This window comes from Amycolatopsis sp. NPDC039088 (genome assembly GCF_055598845.1).
Map to the genome: position 1 here is coordinate 170604 of NZ_JBVKAE010000017.1, position 19273 is coordinate 189876.

At 67.6% G+C, this 19273-nt stretch carries 19 protein-coding genes, 1 tRNA gene and 1 pseudogene; 17 read left to right on the top strand and 4 right to left on the bottom strand.

Features of this window, described 5'->3' with window-relative positions; genetic code table 11:
- Positions 1 to 77: 77 nt before the first annotated feature.
- From ACZ7KI_RS22780 to ACZ7KI_RS22820, 9 genes are all read left to right on the top strand, one after another.
- Entirely contained in the window at positions 78 to 878 is an 801-nt protein-coding gene (locus ACZ7KI_RS22780; RefSeq protein ID WP_470275106.1) for an SGNH/GDSL hydrolase family protein, read from the top strand.
- Positions 857 to 1414 carry a TetR/AcrR family transcriptional regulator gene (locus ACZ7KI_RS22785; RefSeq protein WP_470275107.1) on the top strand — a complete coding sequence of 186 codons (558 nt, stop codon included), beginning with the start codon at positions 857 to 859 and terminating at the stop codon, positions 1412 to 1414. Before ACZ7KI_RS22780 ends, ACZ7KI_RS22785 begins: the two co-directional genes overlap by 22 nt.
- Positions 1415 to 1522: 108 nt before the next feature.
- Positions 1523 to 2257 (top strand): DUF2786 domain-containing protein, encoded by a 735-nt coding sequence (locus ACZ7KI_RS22790; protein WP_470224721.1) that lies wholly within the window; start codon positions 1523 to 1525, stop codon positions 2255 to 2257.
- Positions 2258 to 2365: 108 nt separating this feature from the next.
- Positions 2366 to 3121 (top strand): GNAT family N-acetyltransferase, encoded by a 756-nt coding sequence (locus ACZ7KI_RS22795; protein WP_470275108.1) that lies wholly within the window; start codon positions 2366 to 2368, stop codon positions 3119 to 3121.
- 28 nt (positions 3122 to 3149) lie between these two features.
- On the top strand, positions 3150 to 3527 hold the full coding sequence (locus tag ACZ7KI_RS22800) for an ArsR/SmtB family transcription factor (RefSeq protein WP_470275109.1): 378 nt from the start codon (positions 3150 to 3152) through the stop codon (positions 3525 to 3527).
- Positions 3524 to 3793: a hypothetical protein gene (locus ACZ7KI_RS22805; RefSeq protein ID WP_470275110.1), complete on the top strand. Its 270-nt coding sequence runs from the start codon at positions 3524 to 3526 to the stop codon at positions 3791 to 3793. Before ACZ7KI_RS22800 ends, ACZ7KI_RS22805 begins: the two co-directional genes overlap by 4 nt.
- A gap of 120 nt (positions 3794 to 3913) precedes the next feature.
- Positions 3914 to 6121 (top strand): MMPL family transporter, encoded by a 2208-nt coding sequence (locus tag ACZ7KI_RS22810; RefSeq protein WP_470275111.1) that lies wholly within the window; start codon positions 3914 to 3916, stop codon positions 6119 to 6121.
- Positions 6114 to 6839: a class I SAM-dependent methyltransferase gene (locus ACZ7KI_RS22815; RefSeq protein WP_470275112.1), complete on the top strand. Its 726-nt coding sequence runs from the start codon at positions 6114 to 6116 to the stop codon at positions 6837 to 6839. The genes ACZ7KI_RS22810 and ACZ7KI_RS22815 overlap by 8 nt, the downstream gene beginning before the upstream one ends.
- 50 nt (positions 6840 to 6889) lie before the next feature.
- Positions 6890 to 8347 (top strand): alpha/beta fold hydrolase, encoded by a 1458-nt coding sequence (locus tag ACZ7KI_RS22820; protein ID WP_465502641.1) that lies wholly within the window; start codon positions 6890 to 6892, stop codon positions 8345 to 8347.
- Position 8348: 1 nt separating this feature from the next.
- Here ACZ7KI_RS22820 and ACZ7KI_RS22825 read toward each other — a convergent pair whose 3' ends face one another.
- Positions 8349 to 9707: a UTP--glucose-1-phosphate uridylyltransferase gene (locus tag ACZ7KI_RS22825; RefSeq protein WP_470275113.1), complete on the bottom strand. Its 1359-nt coding sequence runs from the start codon at positions 9705 to 9707 to the stop codon at positions 8349 to 8351.
- A 112-nt stretch (positions 9708 to 9819) separates the two neighbouring features.
- Between ACZ7KI_RS22825 and ACZ7KI_RS22830 the strand changes: the two genes are divergently transcribed.
- The 3 genes from ACZ7KI_RS22830 to ACZ7KI_RS22840 are packed head-to-tail and all read left to right on the top strand — an operon-like array spanning position 9820 to position 12311.
- Positions 9820 to 10935, top strand: a complete 1116-nt coding sequence (locus ACZ7KI_RS22830; RefSeq protein ID WP_470275114.1) for a radical SAM protein — start codon at positions 9820 to 9822, stop codon at positions 10933 to 10935.
- 13 nt (positions 10936 to 10948) lie between these two features.
- Positions 10949 to 11335 (top strand): cupin domain-containing protein, encoded by a 387-nt coding sequence (locus tag ACZ7KI_RS22835; protein ID WP_470275115.1) that lies wholly within the window; start codon positions 10949 to 10951, stop codon positions 11333 to 11335.
- Positions 11316 to 12311 carry a mevalonate kinase family protein gene (locus ACZ7KI_RS22840; protein WP_470275116.1) on the top strand — a complete coding sequence of 332 codons (996 nt, stop codon included), beginning with the start codon at positions 11316 to 11318 and terminating at the stop codon, positions 12309 to 12311. Before ACZ7KI_RS22835 ends, ACZ7KI_RS22840 begins: the two co-directional genes overlap by 20 nt.
- Here ACZ7KI_RS22840 and ACZ7KI_RS22845 read toward each other — a convergent pair.
- Complete coding sequence (locus ACZ7KI_RS22845; protein WP_470275134.1) at positions 12308 to 12877, bottom strand: 5-formyltetrahydrofolate cyclo-ligase; 570 nt, start codon at positions 12875 to 12877, stop codon at positions 12308 to 12310. The two genes, ACZ7KI_RS22840 and ACZ7KI_RS22845, sit on opposite strands and share 4 nt — an antisense overlap.
- A gap of 218 nt (positions 12878 to 13095) precedes the next feature.
- Here ACZ7KI_RS22845 and glp point away from each other — a divergent pair, with 218 nt between their 5' ends.
- The 5 genes and pseudogenes from glp (at position 13096) to ACZ7KI_RS22870 (ending at position 17630) form a co-directional block, all read left to right on the top strand.
- Positions 13096 to 14367, top strand: a complete 1272-nt coding sequence (gene glp, locus ACZ7KI_RS22850) for a molybdotransferase-like divisome protein Glp (protein ID WP_470275117.1) — start codon at positions 13096 to 13098, stop codon at positions 14365 to 14367.
- A complete protein-coding gene (locus ACZ7KI_RS22855; RefSeq protein WP_470275118.1) occupies positions 14367 to 15038 on the top strand; it encodes a GNAT family N-acetyltransferase in 672 nt (223 codons plus the stop codon). The genes glp and ACZ7KI_RS22855 overlap by 1 nt, the downstream gene beginning before the upstream one ends.
- Before the next feature lie 161 nt (positions 15039 to 15199).
- A complete protein-coding gene (gene sepX, locus ACZ7KI_RS22860; protein WP_470275119.1) occupies positions 15200 to 16018 on the top strand; it encodes a divisome protein SepX/GlpR in 819 nt (272 codons plus the stop codon).
- A gap of 71 nt (positions 16019 to 16089) precedes the next feature.
- A tRNA-Ala gene (locus ACZ7KI_RS22865) sits at positions 16090 to 16162 on the top strand.
- A gap of 294 nt (positions 16163 to 16456) precedes the next feature.
- A pseudogene (locus ACZ7KI_RS22870) lies at positions 16457 to 17630 on the top strand (IS701 family transposase).
- Here ACZ7KI_RS22870 and ACZ7KI_RS22875 read toward each other — a convergent pair.
- Positions 17515 to 18657, bottom strand: coding sequence for a hypothetical protein (locus ACZ7KI_RS22875; protein WP_470275120.1), 1143 nt, complete (start codon positions 18655 to 18657; stop codon positions 17515 to 17517). The pseudogene ACZ7KI_RS22870 and the gene ACZ7KI_RS22875 sit on opposite strands and share 116 nt — an antisense overlap.
- Positions 18657 to 18914: a hypothetical protein gene (locus ACZ7KI_RS22880; protein ID WP_470275121.1), complete on the bottom strand. Its 258-nt coding sequence runs from the start codon at positions 18912 to 18914 to the stop codon at positions 18657 to 18659. Before ACZ7KI_RS22880 ends, ACZ7KI_RS22875 begins: the two co-directional genes overlap by 1 nt.
- Positions 18915 to 19273 lie beyond the last annotated feature (359 nt).

The following is a 19273-nucleotide window of genomic DNA, read 5'->3' on the forward strand; positions in this document are numbered from 1 at the left end:
ACGCACCGAGTAGACAGCGTCTACACGAGTTTGATAGACAGTGTCTACAAGGTGAACTCGCGGTTACGGAGATCTGGATGGGCTACCAACGTTTCGTCGCGCTCGGCGACAGCTGCGCCGAAGGGCTGGCCGACCCCCATCCGGCGGGCGGGTACTACCGCGGCTGGGCCGACTTCGTCGCGGGACGCCTCGCCGAGGACGAGCCCGGATTCCGCTACGCCAACCTCGCGGTCCGTGGCCGCAGGCTCGACCAGATCCACGCCGAACAGACCCCGGCGGCGAGCAGGCTTCAGCCGGATCTGATCGCACTGTTCGGCGGCGGGAACGACGTGATGAGCCGCGGCTGGGACGCGCGGACGGTCGCCCGCCGCGTCGACACGGCCATTCGTGCCTGCACCGAGATCGCGCCCACCGTCGTCACGTTCACCCTCAGCGACATTTCCCACCGCATGCCGATGGGCTATCGCATGCGCCCGCGTCTCACCGCGTTGAACGACGCCGTCCGCGAGGCGTCCGTCAGTTACGGCGCGACGCTCGTCGACCTCTGGCCGGATCACGCCGCGCACGATTCCCGCTACTTCGGCCCGGATCGGCTGCACCTGTCCGAGCAGGGTCACCGGCGTCTGGCCGGTCACGTGCTCGGCAAGCTCGGCGTCGCGCACGACCCGTCATGGCTCGACCCGCTCCCCGGTCCGGCCGGGCGTCCCGGTTTGCGGGCGGACCTGCGCTGGGTGACCAGGGAGGTGCTCCCGGTCGCGGTCAGCCGGTTCCGCAACCGGCTCATCGGCCGCCAGCCGGGCGACGGTTTCCTGCCAAAGCGCCCCGATCTCCTTCCCGTCCTCGAGGAGAGCCTGCCGTGGGCGCCCGAACCCGCCTGATCGACACCGCGGCGAACCTGCTGGCCGAAGAAGGCGTCGGAGCCGTGACGCTGCGCGGGATCGCGAAGGCGGCCGGCGTCTCGCACGGGGCGCCGTTGCGTCACTTCACCGGCCGCGCCGCCCTGCTCTCGGCCGTCGCCACCCGCGGCTACACCGAGCTGCTCGACCGCGGCAGCGGTCTGCCGGACGCGACGCCGCGAGAACGGCTCATCGCGGCCTGCCACGGCTATCTCGACTTCGCGCTGGCCAATCCGGCGATGTTCGAGCTGATGTTCCGCCGCGACCTCATCGATCCGGCCGATCCCGAACTCACGCGGGTGAGCAGCGCGGTGTTCGACTTCTTCGCCGCGTTGGTCGCCGACGTCCAGCACGACGACTGGCATCCAGCCACCGATCCGCGGTTGCTCGCGTCCTCGCTGTGGGCGTCACTGCACGGTCTCGCCCAGCTGTGGCTCTGGGGCGGACTGGCCGGCGCCAGTTTCGCGCCGTCACCGGAGATCGCGCTGGCAGTCACCCTCGACGCCTACCTCGGCTGAAACCGCCACCGACATGCCACCCCCTTGCCGGGATCCGAACATCTGGTCGAATATTGTCGGACCCCTCTCCTAGATTGATCCACTCCAACCCAATCAGGAAGGGGGGCCATGCCCGACCATGACACGCTGCTCGCACGCGTCCGGAAACTTCTCGCCAAGGCGGAGGACCCGGCGGTCACCGAAGCCGAAGCAGAGTCGTACAACACCAAGGCCGCCGAACTGATCGCCCGCTACGGCATCGATCAGGCGCTGCTGGCCGCTTCCGGGGCGACGGCCGACGAGATCACCCAGGTCTTGATCCCGATCGACAACCCGTACAGCCGGGACAAGGCGGGACTGCTCACGAACATCGCCCATCCGCTGCGCTGCCGGGCCCTGCTGCACCGGCTCGGCCAATCCGTCACCGGGGTGACCGTCTTCGGTTTCCGCTCGGATTTGGAGCGGGTCGAGCTGCTGTACACGAGCCTGTTGCTGCAGGCGACCACCCAGCTGACCAGGGTCCGCCCGGAGAACCGGGTGTTCGCGGGCGAATCGCTGGCCGCGTACCGGCGCACCTGGCTGCACGGGTTCTCCGGCGCGGTCTACGAACGGCTCCGCAACAGCGAGGACACCGCGGCGCGCACCCACACCGCCACCGCGGGCCATCGCTCCGCCGAACTGGTGATCCAGGACCGGACGACGATGGTCAAGCAGGCATACGACGAGCGATACGGCGACCTGCGCTCGGCACCGCCGAGGCGGCTGTCCGGCAGCGGCTACCTCGACGGGCATTCCGCCGGCGAGCGCGCCAACCTCAACACCACCGGCATCACCGGACGCCGCCGCGCGCTGCCGGTACGTTAGCCCGCACCGCACTCGCTCTCCCCATTCGTGAAACGGCCACGGCACAAACGAAAGCCGTACCCGAAAACCACCTCGTGAGAAGCACTCGTCCTCGGCTTTACTGAGGACATGATCGTGATCGAAGACCTGTCCACCCGGCCCGAGTTGCGCGAGCCCGCGCTCCGCCTCGGCGGTGTCGGCGGTGAATTCCTCCAGCACGACCAGACAGGTTCGCTGGCGAAGTCGTCCCATCTGGCCGCGCGCTGGCCGGAGTACTTCCTCGTCCTGCTGGAAGACGACGTCCCAGTGGCGAGAGCGGCCGCCGTCCCGGTCGGATTCCCGACGGCCGAACGCCCGGAACTGCCGGACCACGGCTGGGACGCCGCCCTGATCTGGGCCGCGGAAGACCTGATGAGCACCCGTGAGACGAATACGCTGATCGCACTCGAAGTGATGGTCGAGCCAGGCCGCCGCGGTGGCGGCCTGGCCACGAAAGCGTTGGAAGCGTTGAAAGAACGCGCCTCGGCGACGGGGATGCGCAAACTCGTCGTGCCGGTCCGCCCGGCCGGGAAGGAGAATGAACCAGGACTGTCCTTTGAGGACTATGTCGCCCGCCGTCGTCCCGACGGGCTGCCCGAGGATCCATGGCTTCGCACGCACGAGCGGCTCGGCGCCCGGTTCGTGAAGGTGGCGCCGTTCGCGATGACGGTGACGGGCACCTTCGCGCAGTGGAAGGCGTGGACCGGCGTCGAGCTCCGGGACGGTCTCACGACCGTGCCGGGCGGGATCGCACCGGTACTCGCCTCCTCGGCGCTGGACCTCGGCGTCTACGTGGAGCCGAACGTCTGGCTGGAGCACCTGGTAACCGGAGCGAGCACCTGCTAGGTTTCTTTGGCATGTGCAGGAGCGCGGTATGAACGCCACCGGACCGACCGGCGACGAGCTGCTGCGACTGCTGGGGACCCTGGCGAATCCGCACCGGCTGCGGATCGTCGCGGCGCTCCGCGCGGAGCGCGCGTACGTGAGTCAGCTGGCGCGGGAGCTCGGCATCAGCCGGGCGCTCATGCAGCTCCACCTGCGCAAACTGGAGGCGGCCGGGCTCGTGTCGGCCACCCTCGAGCTGTCGGAGGACGGGAAGGCGATGAAGTTCTACGAGGTGAAACCGTTCCTGGTCGAGCTGAGCCCGGACGCCATCGCCGCCGCGGCGCCGACGCTGAGTACATCGACAGCAGGCACATCGACACCGAATACATCGACAACGGACGAGGGCGACCAGGGGGAACGACCGTGAAGTGGCATCAGTGGCAGGAGGTCGCCGGACTCGTCGGCATCTTCGTGTTCCTCACCGTGGTGATCACGGTGGTCGTCTGGCAGTTCGGCGCGACCGTCCGGGCCAGGGGCGCGCTCGCGCGGGAACAGGAATACCGCAGGCTCGCCGAAAAAGCCGTCCAGACGCAGGCAGAGACCGAACGCAAACTCACCGAACTCGACGGACGCCTCGCCGATCTCCAGAAGACCGTGGGCTCGGTCGAGCGGGTCCTCAAGGAGGTCGACTGACCACCCGTATCCCGGCTTGAAAGACCCTGGGCCGCCGAGCGGCAACTCGACGGCCCAGGAAAGAAGAAGCAAAAACCTCGCCCGAGGCATCTCACTCCTTCACGCAAAGGACTGTAGTTCATGCTGCCCGAAACCCCCTCGCGCGCACCGGTGACCGAACGGGTCGCCGCCTGGTCCCTCCGGCACCGCGCACTCACCCTCGTCGGTTGGGTCGCGCTGGTGCTGCTCGCCCTGCTGTCGGGAACGCTGCTGGACGGTGAAAGCCGTCGCAGCACCGATCCCGGCGAATCCGGCCGCGCACAGACCGCCTTGAACGCCCAAAGCACCTTCGATCCCTTACGCGAGAACATCCTCGTCGAGGCAAAGGACCCCGGTTCTCCACCGTTCGCCGCCAACGAGGACCTCCGGCAGGCGACCGAAGACCTGGTCACCACGCTCACCCGGTCCGGCGCCGTCACCGACGTCCGGTCCCCGCTGGCCACCGACAGCGCGGAACGGGTCTCGGGTGATGGCAGGTCCGGTCTCGTCGGCTTTTCGATCGCGGGCGAGGAGAAGGACATCCGCCCGAACTTCGAGACCGCGACCGCGCGGGTCGACCAGGTCGCGGCCCGGCATCACTCGGTCCGCCTGAGCCTGTCCGGCGATCTCAGTCTCTCGTCCGTGGTCGACAAGGGTATCCGGGAAGACGTCAAGCGGTCGGAATTCCTTTCCCTGCCGATGACGCTGGTGATCCTGCTGATCGTGTTCGGCGCGCTGGTCGCCGCGTCGGTCCCGTTGCTGCTGGCGGGGACGAGTGTCGCGGCGACGTTCGGATTCCTTTCCGTCGTCGACGATTTCACCCCGATCAACAGCGCGACGACGGTGATCACCCTCCTCATCGGGATGGCGGTCGGTGTCGACTACTCGCTGTTCTTCCTCAGGCGGCAACGAGAAGAACGCGCGCGGGGGCACTCCGTCGACGACGCGATCCGGATCTCGGCGAGGACGTCCGGCCATGTCGTGGTCGTCTCCGGCGTCACGGTCGTCCTGTGTGTGAGCGGGCTGGCGCTCACCGGACTCGACAACTTCACCGGCCTCGCGATCAGTACGGCGTTCGTGGTCGGCTTGGCCGTGCTCGGCGCGGTCACCGTCCTGCCCGCACTGCTTTCCCTGCTGGGCGGCAAGGTCGACCGCGGCCGGATTCCGTGGCTGGGCAAGCGGCGCACGGCCGCGGAAAGCTCGCGGTTCTGGTCCGCGACAGCACGGGCGGTCACCCGGCGACCGGCGTTGTGGGGCGGGCTCGCGACCGCATTGCTGATCCTGCTCACGCTGCCCGCGCTCGGCATGCGTCTGCAGGACCCGACACCCGCGGAGAGCCTGCCTCGATCGACGGCGACCATCGACGCCGCCATCCGTACCCAGGAAGCCTTTCCCGGGGTGGTCTATCCCGCGACGGTGGTGCTGACGGCCGAGAACGGCGGCCCGGTGGACAGTCCGGCGCTGCGGTCGGCGATCACGGAACTCGACCGGCGGATCGGCGAAACCGGTGGGGTGCTGAACAAACCGCTCGCGATCGGCACCGCCGGGAACGCGGTGGTCGTCCGGGTTCCGCTGTCCGGAGCGGGCCGGGACGCGACGTCCGATGCCGCGCTGGCGAAGCTGCGCACCGAGTTGCTTCCCGCGACGATCGGCAAGGTGGACGGTGTCGAGTTCGCCGTATCCGGCCGGACGGCGAACGCCCGTGACTTCGCCGACCGGGGCATCGAGCGGATGCCGCTGGTCCTCGGATTCGTGTTGCTGGCGGCGTTCGTGTTGCTACTGCTGGCTTTCCGTTCCGTAGCGGTGTCACTCGTGTCGCTCGTGCTCAACCTGCTGTCGATCGGCGCGGCCTACGGCGTGCTCACCTGGATCTTCCAGGACGGGCATTTAGCGTCCCTGCTGGGTTTCACCCCGTACGGCGGGGTCGTCGGGTGGTTACCGATGTTCATGTTCGTCCTGCTGCTCGGGTTGAGCATGGACTACCACATCTTCATCCTCAGCCGGATCCGTGAACACCGGGCCGACGGCGCCGTCGCCGCGATCGTCCGCGGTACCGGCAGCAGCGCGGGGGTGGTCAGCGGTGCGGCGGTGATCATGGTCGGGGTGTTCAGCGTCTTCATCACGCTGAGCGCGATCGAGTACAAGATGATGGGCGTCGGGATGGCGGTCGCCGTACTGATCGACGCCACCCTCGTCCGAGGGGTGCTGCTGCCCGCGTTCCTCGCGCTGCTGGGAGATCGGGGCTGGCGGCCCGGCCGTAAATCCGTGGTACCCGAGCGTGTACCGGAACTATCGTCGCCGAATGCCTGACGCGCTCTTCGCCCATGCCCGGCTCGCTCCGATCTACGACGCCTTCGACGGCGCTCGCGACGACCTCGACCACTACCTCGCCATCATCGGCGAACTCGGGGCGAAGAGAGTGCTCGACGCCGGCTGCGGCACCGGCTGCCTTGCCGTTCTCCTGGCCGGACGCGGGATCGAGGTCGTGGGGGTCGATCCGGCCGAAGCGTCACTCGAGATCGCGAAGGCCAAAGACCCGGAAGGAAGGATCACCTGGATCCACGGTGACGCGAAAGCCGCTGGTGAGGTGGGTGCCGATCTCGCCGTGATGACCGGGAACGTGGCTCAGGTCTTCCTGACCGACGCCGAATGGGACCGGGCTCTCGAAGGTATCCACACCGCGCTGACGCCGGGCGGGTACCTGGTGTTCGAGATCCGGCGCCCTGACCGCCGGGCGTGGGAGGACTGGAGCGCCGACACCGCGCACGAAATCATCGACGTCCCGGGCGTCGGCGAAGTCGAGCAGTGGCGCGAGGTCACCGAAGTGGACCTCCCGTTCGTCTCGTTCCGGTACAGCTACCGGTTCTCCGACGGAGAGGTCGTCACCTCGGATTCGACCCTGTGGTTCCGCGAGCGCGAAGATCTGGAGGCGCTGCTGAGCGAACACGGCTTCCGCGTCCTGGACGTCCGGGACGCCCCGGATCGTCCAGGACGCGAATACGTGTTCATCGCTCAGCGAACGGCCTGATTCGCCCGTCTCCCGGGTATCGTGTGAGCCCACGGCCTGAGGAGTTGATCGTGGCGAAGTCCCTTGCGCTGTTCGTTCACGGACTCTTTTCCACCGAGGCGGCTTGGAACGCGATGCGGGGGCTCGTCTCCGCCGACACCGAGTTGGTGAAGGACTACGACTTCGACACCTTCGGCTATTCCTCACCGAAACTGCGGGTGAACCCGGCTCGCCGGATTCCGGACTTCACGGTTCTCGCGGATCGCCTCGCCGGTGTTCTCGAGAGCAAGCACGGTAAATACGAACGCGTCGTCCTGGTCGCGCACAGCCAGGGCGGGCTGATCGTGCTCCGGTTCCTGATGCGGCAACTGGCCGAAGGCAAGGGCCGTCGGCTCGCCCGGATCCGGCGGATCGTGCTGTTCGCCTGCCCCAACAACGGATCCGAGTTCATGCTGACGCTGCGGCGCTCACTGCTCGGTTGGCACACCCAGGAGCGGGAACTGCGCCCGCTCGCCGAATCCGTGGTCGAGACTCAACGCAGGGTGCTCGCCGACGTCGTCTACGCGCCGTATCTCGACGACCGCCGATGCCCGATCCCGGTCGTCTGCTACGCCGGTGACACGGACAACATCGTCTGGGCATCGTCCGCGAAAAGCGTGTTCCCGGAAGTCGGTGTGCTGCAAGGAGATCACTCCACGATCATCCAACCGGACGGCCCGTCCCACCCGTCGTTCCTGGTACTGCGCGACGCACTGATCACCGCGCTCACGGAGCCGATGCCGTCGCCCCGGAAACAGCACAGCGGCATGGCCTCGTCGGAAAGCGACGACTACCACTCCGAAATGACGCTGCACGGGCCGGTCATGGTCGACATCGAAGGCGGCTCGGGGAAGCCCGTCCCCATCGCCGTCCGGTCCGGTCCGGTGGACCAGATCGCAGGTGTGGACATCGTGTGCACCTCCGAGAACATCTACATGCAGATGGCGATGACCTTCAAACCGTCGGTTTCGGGCAGATTGCGCCGCGCGGCCGCGAAACGGGGGCCCGCCGGTGAGATTCTCGAAGACACCGCCGCGGCCGAACTCGACGACTGGATGCGGAAGAACGGCCGATTCGGCCTGCCCGTCGAACCGGGGACGGTGGCCGCCACGTCGTCGGGCGCCCTGATCCGCCGTGGCGTCCAGCGGATCTACCACGCCGCGATCGGGATCCCCGTCCTCGGCACCGACCGCTTCGAGGTGAACCCTCTCTCCGTCGCGCAGGCCGTGCACAATGTCTTCGAACTCGCCCGGCACGAGCGCGACGACGAAGGCCTGCGGCTGCGATCGGTGCTGCTTCCGCTGTTCGGCGCCGGGCTGGGCGGCCTGGACCCCGCTATCTGCTTCGAGTGGATGTGGCGCGCCCTGCGGCAGGAACTGCGTGAAGACGACGCGTGGGAAGTACACATCTCGACCTGGACGAAGACCGAGACCGAGACGATCCTCGCCGCCGTCCAATCCCACGCCAGGGAGCCCGGCGGGCTCCCCTGATTCAGAGGATTTCGCCGTCCGGAATGGTTTTGGGGCCGACGATCTTGACCTCGCCCCGGAGCACCACGTCCTTCCCGAACGTGACGTCCCCTTCCACGACGAGGCTCGTGCACTCCTTCAGCGACGGCGCTTGCGGGATCCGGGCGTCGAAGTCCCGCAGCAGCTTGAAATGCTCCTTGCCCAGCGACACCACGGGCGGACTCGTGGTGAATTCCGGGACCATCTCGCCGCTGGGGGCCAGTACGTAGGCGTCCGAGCGGACGACGAGCAGGTCGTCGGTGGTCTTGACCGGCGCGAACCGGGTCCGCGGGATCTCGATGGCCCGCGCGCCCTCGACCGAGGCCACCGCCGCGCCCATCGCCGTTTCGAGCTGGATGACCGGCGTGCTGCCGGCATCGGTCGGGTCGACGGTCTTGCGGTTCACGATGAGCGGAAGTTCCGGCGCGGCCGGGTCCGCGTCCTGCAACTCCTTCAGCCGTTCCAGGTCGAACCAGATGTTGTTCGTGTTGAAGTAGCGCCACTTGGCCACGTCGCCGAACGAATCGTCGCCCTCGGGCACCTGAGCGGATTCGCGCAGCACGATCCGTCCGTCACGCCGGGCCAGGTGCCCGCCCTTGCGGTCGGCCGGGGTACCGAGAACGGTCTCCATCGCGAAGGGGATGCCCTGCTCGGCGAGCCAAGCCGCGATCCTGGCGTCCGGCACCGCGCCGAGGTTGTCCGCGTTGGAGACGAAGCACCACTTGATGCCCTCGGCCAGCAGCAGGTCACGCATGCCGCTCACGGCCAGCGCGATGTAGATGTCGCCGTGGCCCGGCGGGCACCACTCGAGTTCCGGGTTGGCAGGCCAGTCGACCGGCTGCAGGTCCGCCGCGGCGATCTTCGGCTCGCGACCCTGCAGGAAGTCGGCCGGGATGACGTCGTCGGCCAGGTCGGGGTATTTTTTCAACAGCTCGAGCGAGGGCTCGCGGGTGCCTGCCGAGTTCATCAGTACCAGCGGTAGCCGGGCATTGTAGGTCTTACGCGTCGAAAGCACCTGCATCGCGATGACGTCGAGGAACGTTTTCCCCGGTTTGATTTCGAGCAGCGATTTCGGGCCGGTGAGCCCCATACTGGTGCCGAGGCCGCCGTTCAGCTTGAGTACCGCTGTCCGGTCCAGTGCGTATCGCGCGACATCGGCATCCGGCTCAGGCAGATCCACCAGCCTGCTGATGTCCTCGAGCGGCTGGAGTTCCGAACCCGGCATTTCACCGGCGCCGTCTTCGGCCAGTTGTTCCAGGCGCCGTCGCAGTGCCGCCAGCTCCATGGCGTGCGCTCCCGAGGAACGCATTTTCGACAGCGTTTTGGTGAAACGATCAGGCATGCTCACGCGACCTTTCTGCAACACTGCTCAAGACGTTAGTGTATCCGATAGGGTCGCGGCGCACGCCCGGCCCACCGCGGTGAGGACCGCGACTGAGGCAGAGGCGGCAAGGATGTCGGCAGATCCTCTTGGCGGACCACTCGATCTCACCTCGAAGCTTTACCAGGAATTCGCGCACCGGCAAGTTTCCCAAGCGGCGAACGGCGTGCAACCCGCCGCACCGCTGGTGGTGGAGCTGGACCCCACCTCGTTCTGCGATCTCGCCTGCCCCGAATGCATCAGCGGACAGCTTCTGAACAACGGCAGATTCTCCAGCGAGCGGCTGACCGGGCTCGCCGCCGAACTCGTCGAAGCGGGCGTCCGGGCGGTGATCCTCATCGGCGGCGGCGAACCGCTGCTGCATTCGGCGATCGGGAAGGTACTCACCATCCTGCACGACGGCGGGATAAGTGTCGGCATCACCACCAACGGCACCACCATTCACCGGCATATCGACGTACTGGCCGAGCGAGCGAACTGGACGAGGGTTTCGGTCGACGCGGCGACCCCGGAAACCTACGGCCGGTTCCGGCCTGGACGCGGCGGCCGGAACCGGTTCGCCGAAGTCGTGCGGAATATGGAAATGCTCGCTTCCCGGAAAAGCGGGAAACTCGGCTATTCGTTCCTCGTCATGGGACGGAAAGCCGAAGACGGATCTTTGCGGGAAACCAACGCACACGAGATAGCCGAAGCCGCCGAACTCGCCGAACGGATCGGCTGCGACTACTTCGAGGTGAAACCCGAATACGATCTGGAGCATTTCATTCTCGGCCAGGACCGGCGCCTGCTGGAAGTCCTTTCCGAACAGCTCACCCGCGTCCGGGAACTGGACCACGACGGCTTCAAGGTGCTGAGCACGTCCACGCTCGGCGCGGTCGGGGGCGGGACCGCCGTCGAGGTGAAGGACTACACCGCCTGCCCGGTCGCCGATCTTCGCACGCTGATCACCACCTCCGGCGCCTACTTCTGCCCCTATCACCGCGGTAATCCCGCGGCGCGGTACGGGGATCCCGCGACCGAGTCGTTCGCCGGGATGTGGAACGGTGAACGCCGCCGCCGGGTGCGCGAGGGTGTCCGGCCCGACGAGCACTGCCGCTTCCACTGCATCCGCCATCGCTCGAACCTCGCCCTGTTCCGGTTGCGCGACGAGCCCATCGAACCTGTCCCCGATTACGACCCCTTCCTGTGACGGAGTTGCGATTGTGCGTACGACGACCCCGCTGATCTCCCGCGCGGCCGACGGGAAGGAGACCGTCAAACCCGACGGCACCGCGGTCCGCTATCACCTGTTCCCCGAATACGAGATCCATTGGAACGAACTCCCCGACGGCGTCACGCAGCAATGGCACCACCACGACACGATCGAGGAGACGGTCTACGTCGTCGCCGGCCGCATGCTGTTGCACTGGCGGGAGGACGGCCGCGAGTACACGGAAGAACTCGGCGCCGGCGATGTCGCGCGACTGGGTACCGCGCCGCACACCTGGGAGAACAACTCCGGCGATCCGGTGCGGTTCATCGTCTTCAAGCTGGTACTGGACGGCGTGGACAAGCGGGAGATCTTCAGAAATGACAAACAGCTCGACTGAGCCGGAATCACCGAGATCGGCGCCTGCCCGGATCTGTCTCGCCGGCGAAGATCTGGACTGGCTCGGCGGATCGTCTCTCCAGGCGGCGATCGATCTCCGGATCCGGTGCGCGCTCACCCTGGCCCCTCGTCCCACCTCCTTCGAGATCCTCGCCTCGGGCACGCTCACCGGCCGGGCCGTGTCCGCCGACGTCTGGACACCGGCCGACGCGGCCTGGGCCGAACTCGCCCGGCTGGCCGTGAGCTTCCACCATGACCGTGACGACGACCGGTGGCCGAGCGGGCTGGCGATCGTCTCGGCGATTCCGCCAGGGGCGGGGCTGGCGAGCAGCGCGGCCCTGTGCGTCGCGACGCTGGCGATCTCCGCGGGCCGGACCGTCGCCGGCGAGTCGATTGAGGCCGGCCTGGTCGTGGAACGAGAACTGGCGGGCCGGGACGTCGGCCCGATGGACTACGTGCCCTGCGCGGCGGGTGGTGTCGTACGGGTCTTCTGCCACGGAGGGCGGATCGAATCGGTCGGACACCTGGGGTGGCCGAGCGACCTGGCGATCGTCGTGGTGGACACCCGGCGGACCCGGGACACCAGCGAGGTCATCCGGTGGAAGCGGGCGCGAAGCCAGGCCGGGGACCCGGCGATCGCGGCCTATGTCCGCCGGACCAAGGAAGTCGTCGAGACGCTGTGCGCGCTCCTCGAAGACGACACGCCGGATCCGATCTCGATAGGCGAAGCGCTCGACGCGGCGCAGAGCACGCTTCGGGACGACATGGGTGTCAGTGACGACGTGACCGACGGCTGCATAGAAGCATTGAGGAGACACGGCGCGCTGGGCGCGAAGATCACTGGAACCGGGAAAGGTGGCTGTGTCTTCGGAGTCTTCCCCGAGGACACAGCCGCGAGCGCCATGGGCGCACTGCTCGCCGAAGGGTTCGCGGCGACCTTGACGAAGGTCTCGAAGGCCGGGGTGCTGCCGGGCTAACGCACCGGCCGCGGAGCCACCCCTTGGCCCGGGGTCAGCACTCCGGTCATCCGGACGTCATGCGGTTCCGCGGGCAACCGATGGACGAGTTCGGTGTCCCGGACGACGGCGATCAGCGCGGCGTCCGGCGCGGCGAAGGAGAGCGACCGGTCGTAGTACCCGGCGCCCCGGCCGAGCCGGACGCCTTCGTCGTCGACGGCGAGCGCGGGGATCAGGACCACATCGGCCGTTCCCAGCGTGTCGGGACCGAGCCGGCGTCCGGTCGGTTCGAGCAGCCCCCGGAGCCGGCCCGGCCCGAGGCTCGACGGGCCTTCGTAGACGGCCCATCCGAGCGGCCCCGGCTCGTCGGGGACGACCGGCAGCAGCACCCGTTTACCCTGGTCGCGAAGTTGATCAAGGAGCGCCGCCGAACCCGGTTCGGTCGCGAACGGGACGTACGCGCACACGACCGCGCCTGGCAGCAGGACGGCCGCGGCGGCCAGCGAAACCGCCTCACTCGCCCGGTCCTCCGGCACCAGCGAACGCCGTTCGGCGGTTATGCGGGAACGCCACTCCGCCTTGCTCAGGTGTTCATTGCCGGGCTTGCCCACGTGGTCAGGTTAGGCTTCACGCCTATGACAGGCGCAGCGACCACCCCGGCGGCACGGACCACGAGGAGCTTGCCCGATCGGGCGATTTCCACGGCTTCGGACCGCATCACTCCTGGTAACGGTGGTGAACTTCAGTTCACCGACGGGCCTTCATCGCGTGCCTGGTCGAACGAACGGATCGAGATCCCCCAGTCATGACGGAGCCCATCGCCGAAGTGGCGGAGACCGAAGACGCGGGACAGTTCCGTTCCGTCGAGGAGCAGATCGCGCTGACCCTGGACGCCGCGGTACGCCCGCGACCGGTCCGGGTCGCCATCTCCGAGGCCCAAGGCCTCCTGTGCGCGGAAGAGGTCGTCGCCGAACACGCGCTGCCCGGTTTCGACCAGGCCGCCGTCGACGGTTACGCCGTGCGAAGCGTCGACGTCCGCACCGCCGGCCAGGAGCCGGTGCAGCTGCCGGTGGTCGGCGAGATCGCCGCCGGTTCACGTCAGCCGCGGCGGCTGCAACCCGGCCAGGCCGTGCGCGTCGACACCGGCGCGCCGCTGCCCACCCTCGCCGACGCCGTCGTCCCGACCGCCTACACCGACGGTCACCAGGCCAAGGTCACCGTGCACAAGTCGGTGCCGTCCGCCGGTTACGTACGCCGGACCGGCGAGGACGTGCAGATCGGCGACGTCGCCGTGCGCAAGGGCGACACCATCGGCTCGGCCCAGGTCGGCCTGCTCGCCGCCGTCGGCCGCGCCAAGGTACTGGTCTATCCACGACCGCGGGTTTCGATCGTGTCCGTCGGCGACGAGCTGGTCGACATCGACCGCACCCCGTCGGTCGGTCAGGTCTACGACGTCAACTCCTACGCGCTGTCCGCGGCCGCGCGGGACGCGGGCGCCGAGGTGAGCCGCGTCGGCATCGTCCCCGGTGATCCGAAGCGGCTGCGCGAGATCGTCGAGGGCCGGCTGCTCATGTCGGAGATCGTCGTCGTCGCGGGTGGTGCCGGCGGGAGCGCGGGCGACGAGGTGCACGCGGCGCTGTCCGACCTCGGCAACATCGACATGACCCGCGTCGCCATGCACCCCGGCTCGGTACAGGGTTTCGGCAGGCTGGGCCCCGATTCGGTGCCGACGTTCCTGATCCCCGGCAATCCGATGAGCGCGCTGGTCGTGTTCGAGGTCCTGGTCCGTCCGCTCATCCGCGCCGCGCGCGGCACCCGCAACCCGCACCGCCGGATCGTCGGCGCGCGGCTGCTCTCCCCGATCACCTCGACCAAGGGACGCAAGGGTTTCCTGCGCGGGCAACTGCTGCGGGATGAGGGCAACGGTGAATACCTGGTGCAGCCACTCGGCACTTCCGGCGCGCACCTGCTCGCGTCGCTCGCCGAGGCGAACTGCCTGATCAACATCGACGAGGATCTCACCGAGGTCGCGGCGGGCGAGCAGGTCAAGGTGACCTTCCTGGCCCAGAGAGCGTAATGGGCGCACCGATTTCCGGCGTCGCCTATCCGATCGAAAGCAGGCATCCCGGCTGGCCCGCGAAACTCGGGCCGCTCCGGGTACCGGCCGGGACCCTCGCCGTCCGGCCGGTCCGGCTGCGGGACGCCGGCGAGTGGAGCCGCGTCCGGCTGCGGGACCGCGAGCATCTCGAGAAATGGGAACCGACCGGCATCGGACCGTGGCCGGAGCGCAACGCGTTCTGGTCATGGCCGTCGCAGTGGCTGGCTTTGCGCGGCCTCGCCCGGCGCGGGCAGTGCCTCCCGTTCACCATCACGGTAGATGGACGCTTCGCCGGACAGATCACTGTGGGTAACGTCATCCGGGCCTCGCTCCGGTCCGCTTGGATCGGTTACTGGGTGTCATCGGACATCGTCCGCGGCGGCGTCGCGACCGGCGCCGTCGCCCTCGTCACCGACCACGCCTTCGACTTCGGCGGACTGCACCGGCTCGAGGCGACCGTCCGTCCCGAAAACACCCCCAGCCTGCGGGTTCTCACCAAAGCCGGATACCGGCAAGAGGGTCTTTTCGAGCGCTATCTCGACGTCGCGGGCGGCTGGCGGGACCACTTCTGCTACGCCGTCACCAAGGAAGAAACCGGTGACGGACTGGTTTCCCGGCTCGTCGCGAAGGGCCTCGCGGAGCGGGTTTGACCCCATCACCGGGTCGTTCCGGTGACCGCGTTACCACAAACTGTGAGATTCACCTAATTTGGTGATGCATTTTCCGTGATCGAAACCGGCGAGTCTGCGCGGCGTGTGTGACTGTTGTGGCTAGCGTGACTACAGCAGTGGATCGGGGGAGGTGACGGGAGATGCCCAGTTCGGTGATCATCGTCGCGCTCGCAGCGGCATGGCTCGTCGTTCTCGTGCCCATGGTCGCCCGCAAGCGCCAGCAGGTCGCACGGACGGCGGACTCGGCCCTCGCGGCGCGAGTCGTGCGGAGCGGGAGCACACGCCACGAGGGACCGGAGGAGTTCGCCATGGCGGAGAACACGGAACCATCGGTAGAAGACGACCTGGCCGAACTCGAGGCGGAACTCGACGCCGACCTCGAAGACGAGGAGCCGGAAGCCGAACCGCTTCCCCAGCCCTCGCGCGGCCCCCGCACCGAAAGAGAACGCCAAAGCGCGGGCTACCGGCCCGGCAGGGGCGGGTTCGACCCCGAGGCGGCCGACATCGCCGCACGCGCCAAGTACGCGTTCCGGCAACGGGTCGTCATCGCCCTGCTGGTACTCGTGGTCACCACCGCGGCCGTCGCCGGCTTCCTGACGCCGATGGTCTGGTGGGCCAACGGTGTCGTCGACGCCGTCCTCATCGGCTACCTCGCCTACCTGCGCCGCCAGGTGCGCATCGAGAACGAGATCCGGCAACGCCGCCTCGCCCGCTACAACAACACCCGCGCCCCGCGCCGCCCGGCGAGCGCCGACGACGAAACCCACGAGTCCCACGAGTCCCACGAGGACGTCGAGGTCGTCGCCGCCGAACGCCCGGACGTCGTGGAACGCAAACCGTCCCCGATGTCCCGTATCCGGCGCCAAGCCGTCGTCGTCGACCTCGACGACGAGGACCCGGCCTTCCACGAGCTCGACGAGCCCGGGACCAGGCCATTCCGCCGGGCCGCCGGAGAGTGACCCCCCGTTTTCGGAGCTCCATGAGCCACTGATAGGCTCATGGAGCTCCAAACGAGGGGCAAGCTTCACCAGGGGCTGTAGCGCAGTTGGTAGCGCGTCTCGTTCGCATCGAGAAGGTCAGGGGTTCGATTCCCCTCAGCTCCACCCCAGAGGGCTTACTAGAACAGGGGCCCAATTCGATGCCTGCAAGTAGGGCATGAACCTCATACAAGCCGAAAGGCCCGCTTCGATCATCGGAAGCGGGCCTTTCGGCTTGTATCGTCCTATCGGCCCCGTTTGGGTCAGGCTTGTCTAGTACTCCAGCCGGACTTCGTGATGTCGCTGGTGGGCTGCCTGGAAACAGGTGCGGCCACCAGTTGATCATGGTCGGTTGTGTGGACTAACCCTGATCGGCTGGTGGCCGCGGGCCCTAGCGTAAACCCTGACCGATGGCGTGTGATGTTCGAGGAGTTGATCAGCCGGATCTCCGGCCGGTTCACCCGCGTCGAACCCCGCAGGAGAGCGCGGGCGTTGCTGCTGGGGCTGCTGTCGGACCTGCCCGCCAAGAATTGCTGGACGATGTCCGAACACGTCGGTGAGGACACCCCCGATGGGATGCAACACCTGCTGCGTAAGGCGGTCTGGGACGCGGACAAGGTCCGTGACGACCTGCGCGACTACGTCACCGAACACCTCGGCGACACCGGCGCCGTGCTGGTCGTCGACGAAACCGGTGACCTCAAGAAAGGCGTCCACACCGTCGGGGTGCAACGCCACTACACCAGCACCGCGGGGCGCATCGAGAACGCTCAGGTCGCGGTCTACCTCACCTACGCCACCGACGCCGGGCACGCGTTCATCGACCGGGCCCTCTACCTCCCGAAATCCTGGACCACCGACCCCGGCCGCCGCGCAGGCGCAGGAATCCCTGAAGACACCGCGTTCGCGACGAAACCGGCGCTGGCGACCACGATGATCGGGCGCGCTCTCGACGCCGGTGTCCGCGCACAGTGGGTCGCCGGGGATGAGGTTTACGGAGCCGACCCCAGCCTGCGCAAGAACCTGGAAAAGCGCGGTGTCGGCTACGTTCTCGCCATCGGCCGCGACCGCCGGGTCAGCACTCCAGCGGGCATGCTGCGCGCTGACGATGTCGCCGCGAGGCTGCCTGAGCACGTCTGGCAACGCCTCTCCGCCGGCGCTGGGGCAAAAGGGAATCGCTGAGCTGGCGTTCTACCGCTGCTACTACTCACCTCAACCCGTTCCGCTGCGGATCCTGGTTCAGGTCGCGGGCCGCAAATGGACAGTCGAGGAGTCGTTCCAGACCGGCAAAGGCCTCACCGGGCTTGACCAGCACCAGGTCCGACGCCGGACCTCCTGACACCGTTGGACGGTCATGGCGATGCTCGCCCACGCCTTCCTCGCCGTTGTCGCATCCATCGAACGAAACCCCGAACCAGCAACTGCCGGATGGATCTCCTTGACCTGCAACGAAATCCACCACCTGTTCACCACCCTGATCAGCCGACCAGTACTCGATATCGCACACCGGATCCGCTGCTCAACATGGCGCAGACACCACCAATACCGCGCCCAACAAGGCCACTACCAGCGACAATCAACCCGCGAACCATGACAGCAACGTGCTTGGCGTTGTCAACATCCCCGTTCGCCACCGCGGCCTTCACCTTGTCGCCGGTCACATCGAGCGACATGAGCTGCTTGTCGGCCTTGGGCTTGCCGTCCGGCCCGAGCACGATGCCGTCGATCTTGCCCAGGGCGGCCAGCCGCTCGTCGAGCCTGGCGAGCTGCTCCTGGTACTTGTGCACGCTGGGGACATCCCGGCTCAAATCTGTCGGCGCGTGGCGCATGAGTTCGGTGCGCTCGTCGAGCAGCTTCTGCTTCTCATCCGCCAGGAGCGCGATGTTCGCCGTGCTCCGTGCCCATGCCGCCACACCGTCGCGGTTCCCGACCAGCCCCGGATGGTCCTTCACAAGCCGCTCTTGCTGCTGTTTCGACAGGGAATCCCACCAGGCGGCGTTGGCCGCTGGGCCTGCGTCAACGGGTGGCGGAGCAGGGATCGACAAGGAGCCAAGGGCCTCGCCGGCGTTCCCGGCTGCGGCCAGGCTGGTGCCCTCGCCACTGGCGTCGATGGTGTGCCCGTTGATCGCCGGATCGAGCACCGCGCAGAAGTCGTTGTCGACGTCCTCGGCCGAGAGCAGCGTCTGCTTGACGCGCTCGCCCAGCTCCGAGGCCACGACTTTGCGCTCCCGCTCAACGTCTTCGCGCTGGTCTTCCGGGATGTCGGGCGGCAGGCCGTGGTCGGTGATCACGCCGTCGTCCCCGATGGAGAAGTTGTGCGCCTTGGCCAGGCCCTCGGCTTCCTTGAAGCCGGCCAGCACACCGGTGGCCGCATCCGTCACGTCGCCGCTAGCTCGTCGAATGGCCGCGATCTCGGCCGCCCACTCCTTACCTTCTTCGATCAGGCGCTTCGATGCTCCGGCTGCCGCAGTGGCCGCGGTACCGGACCAGCCGCTCGGCATAGCGGCGTCCTCGAAGTCTTCGGAGCAGGCAAGCAGCTGCAAGTACTTGCCGTTAAGCGCGGCGGACATGTCGGAAAGCACGGCCGGATTCCAGCGTCGAAGATCGCCCCAGGACACCATCAGCTGGCCTTCGGCCCGCCGTGGGCGACAGTGACATGCAGGTCTTGCTGGGCGGCCGCCTCGTTGGCGCGGTAGTTCGCCACGGCCTTCCCCAAATCGCCGGAGTACGCCTCCCAGGCTCCGGCCCAGCGCTGGCCCTTACCCGACCAGGCGGACTTCAACGCGGCCAGTTTGCCTGCCGCGCGGGTACCGGGAAGTCCGGCGTCGCCTTCTGGAACGACGCCGGCGGTGTCGAGCCCGCGGGCATCATCGACCAACCGCCCTGCGGCCTTGCTGGCCTCATCGATCTCTCGAGTACAGCTTCATACCCAGCCATCTGCCACACCCTCCCAAGGTGACGCGTGTGCTGTTCCCGTGACCCTACGACGACAGTCGGTCACCTGTGAACCACATCGGCCCAGGTCGGGGAGGGCTACTCACGGTTGGGTGAGTAGATCTACTCAAGCGGCGGAGGGGATGCTCGATGCCTACGCCCTATGAAGCAACGAGGGTGCTAGCGTCACAACCAAGTACATCGAGCCCAATGCCGTTAAGTTACCGTTTGTCGATTCCTGTATCTGGCTTTGAATTTGATGCGTGTCGTAGCGTCGGAAATGCTTGGCGATGATTTAATCCC

What these genes read in the sequence shown, in the direction of transcription:
- ACZ7KI_RS22830 (WP_470275114.1), top strand. Translation starts at nt 9,820, where the DNA reads ATGTCGGCAGATCCTCTTGGCGGACCACTCGATCTCACCTCGAAGCTT.
- ACZ7KI_RS22800 (WP_470275109.1), top strand. Translation starts at nt 3,150, where the DNA reads ATGAACGCCACCGGACCGACCGGCGACGAGCTGCTGCGACTGCTGGGG.
- sepX (WP_470275119.1), top strand. Translation starts at nt 15,200, where the DNA reads ATGCCCAGTTCGGTGATCATCGTCGCGCTCGCAGCGGCATGGCTCGTC.
- ACZ7KI_RS22790 (WP_470224721.1), top strand. Translation starts at nt 1,523, where the DNA reads ATGCCCGACCATGACACGCTGCTCGCACGCGTCCGGAAACTTCTCGCC.
- ACZ7KI_RS22855 (WP_470275118.1), top strand. Translation starts at nt 14,367, where the DNA reads ATGGGCGCACCGATTTCCGGCGTCGCCTATCCGATCGAAAGCAGGCAT.
- ACZ7KI_RS22825 (WP_470275113.1), bottom strand. Translation starts at nt 9,707, where the DNA reads ATGCCTGATCGTTTCACCAAAACGCTGTCGAAAATGCGTTCCTCGGGA.
- ACZ7KI_RS22780 (WP_470275106.1), top strand. Translation starts at nt 78, where the DNA reads ATGGGCTACCAACGTTTCGTCGCGCTCGGCGACAGCTGCGCCGAAGGG.
- glp (WP_470275117.1), top strand. Translation starts at nt 13,096, where the DNA reads ATGACGGAGCCCATCGCCGAAGTGGCGGAGACCGAAGACGCGGGACAG.
- ACZ7KI_RS22815 (WP_470275112.1), top strand. Translation starts at nt 6,114, where the DNA reads ATGCCTGACGCGCTCTTCGCCCATGCCCGGCTCGCTCCGATCTACGAC.
- ACZ7KI_RS22840 (WP_470275116.1), top strand. Translation starts at nt 11,316, where the DNA reads ATGACAAACAGCTCGACTGAGCCGGAATCACCGAGATCGGCGCCTGCC.
- ACZ7KI_RS22795 (WP_470275108.1), top strand. Translation starts at nt 2,366, where the DNA reads ATGATCGTGATCGAAGACCTGTCCACCCGGCCCGAGTTGCGCGAGCCC.
- ACZ7KI_RS22875 (WP_470275120.1), bottom strand. Translation starts at nt 18,657, where the DNA reads ATGGTGTCCTGGGGCGATCTTCGACGCTGGAATCCGGCCGTGCTTTCC.
- ACZ7KI_RS22810 (WP_470275111.1), top strand. Translation starts at nt 3,914, where the DNA reads ATGCTGCCCGAAACCCCCTCGCGCGCACCGGTGACCGAACGGGTCGCC.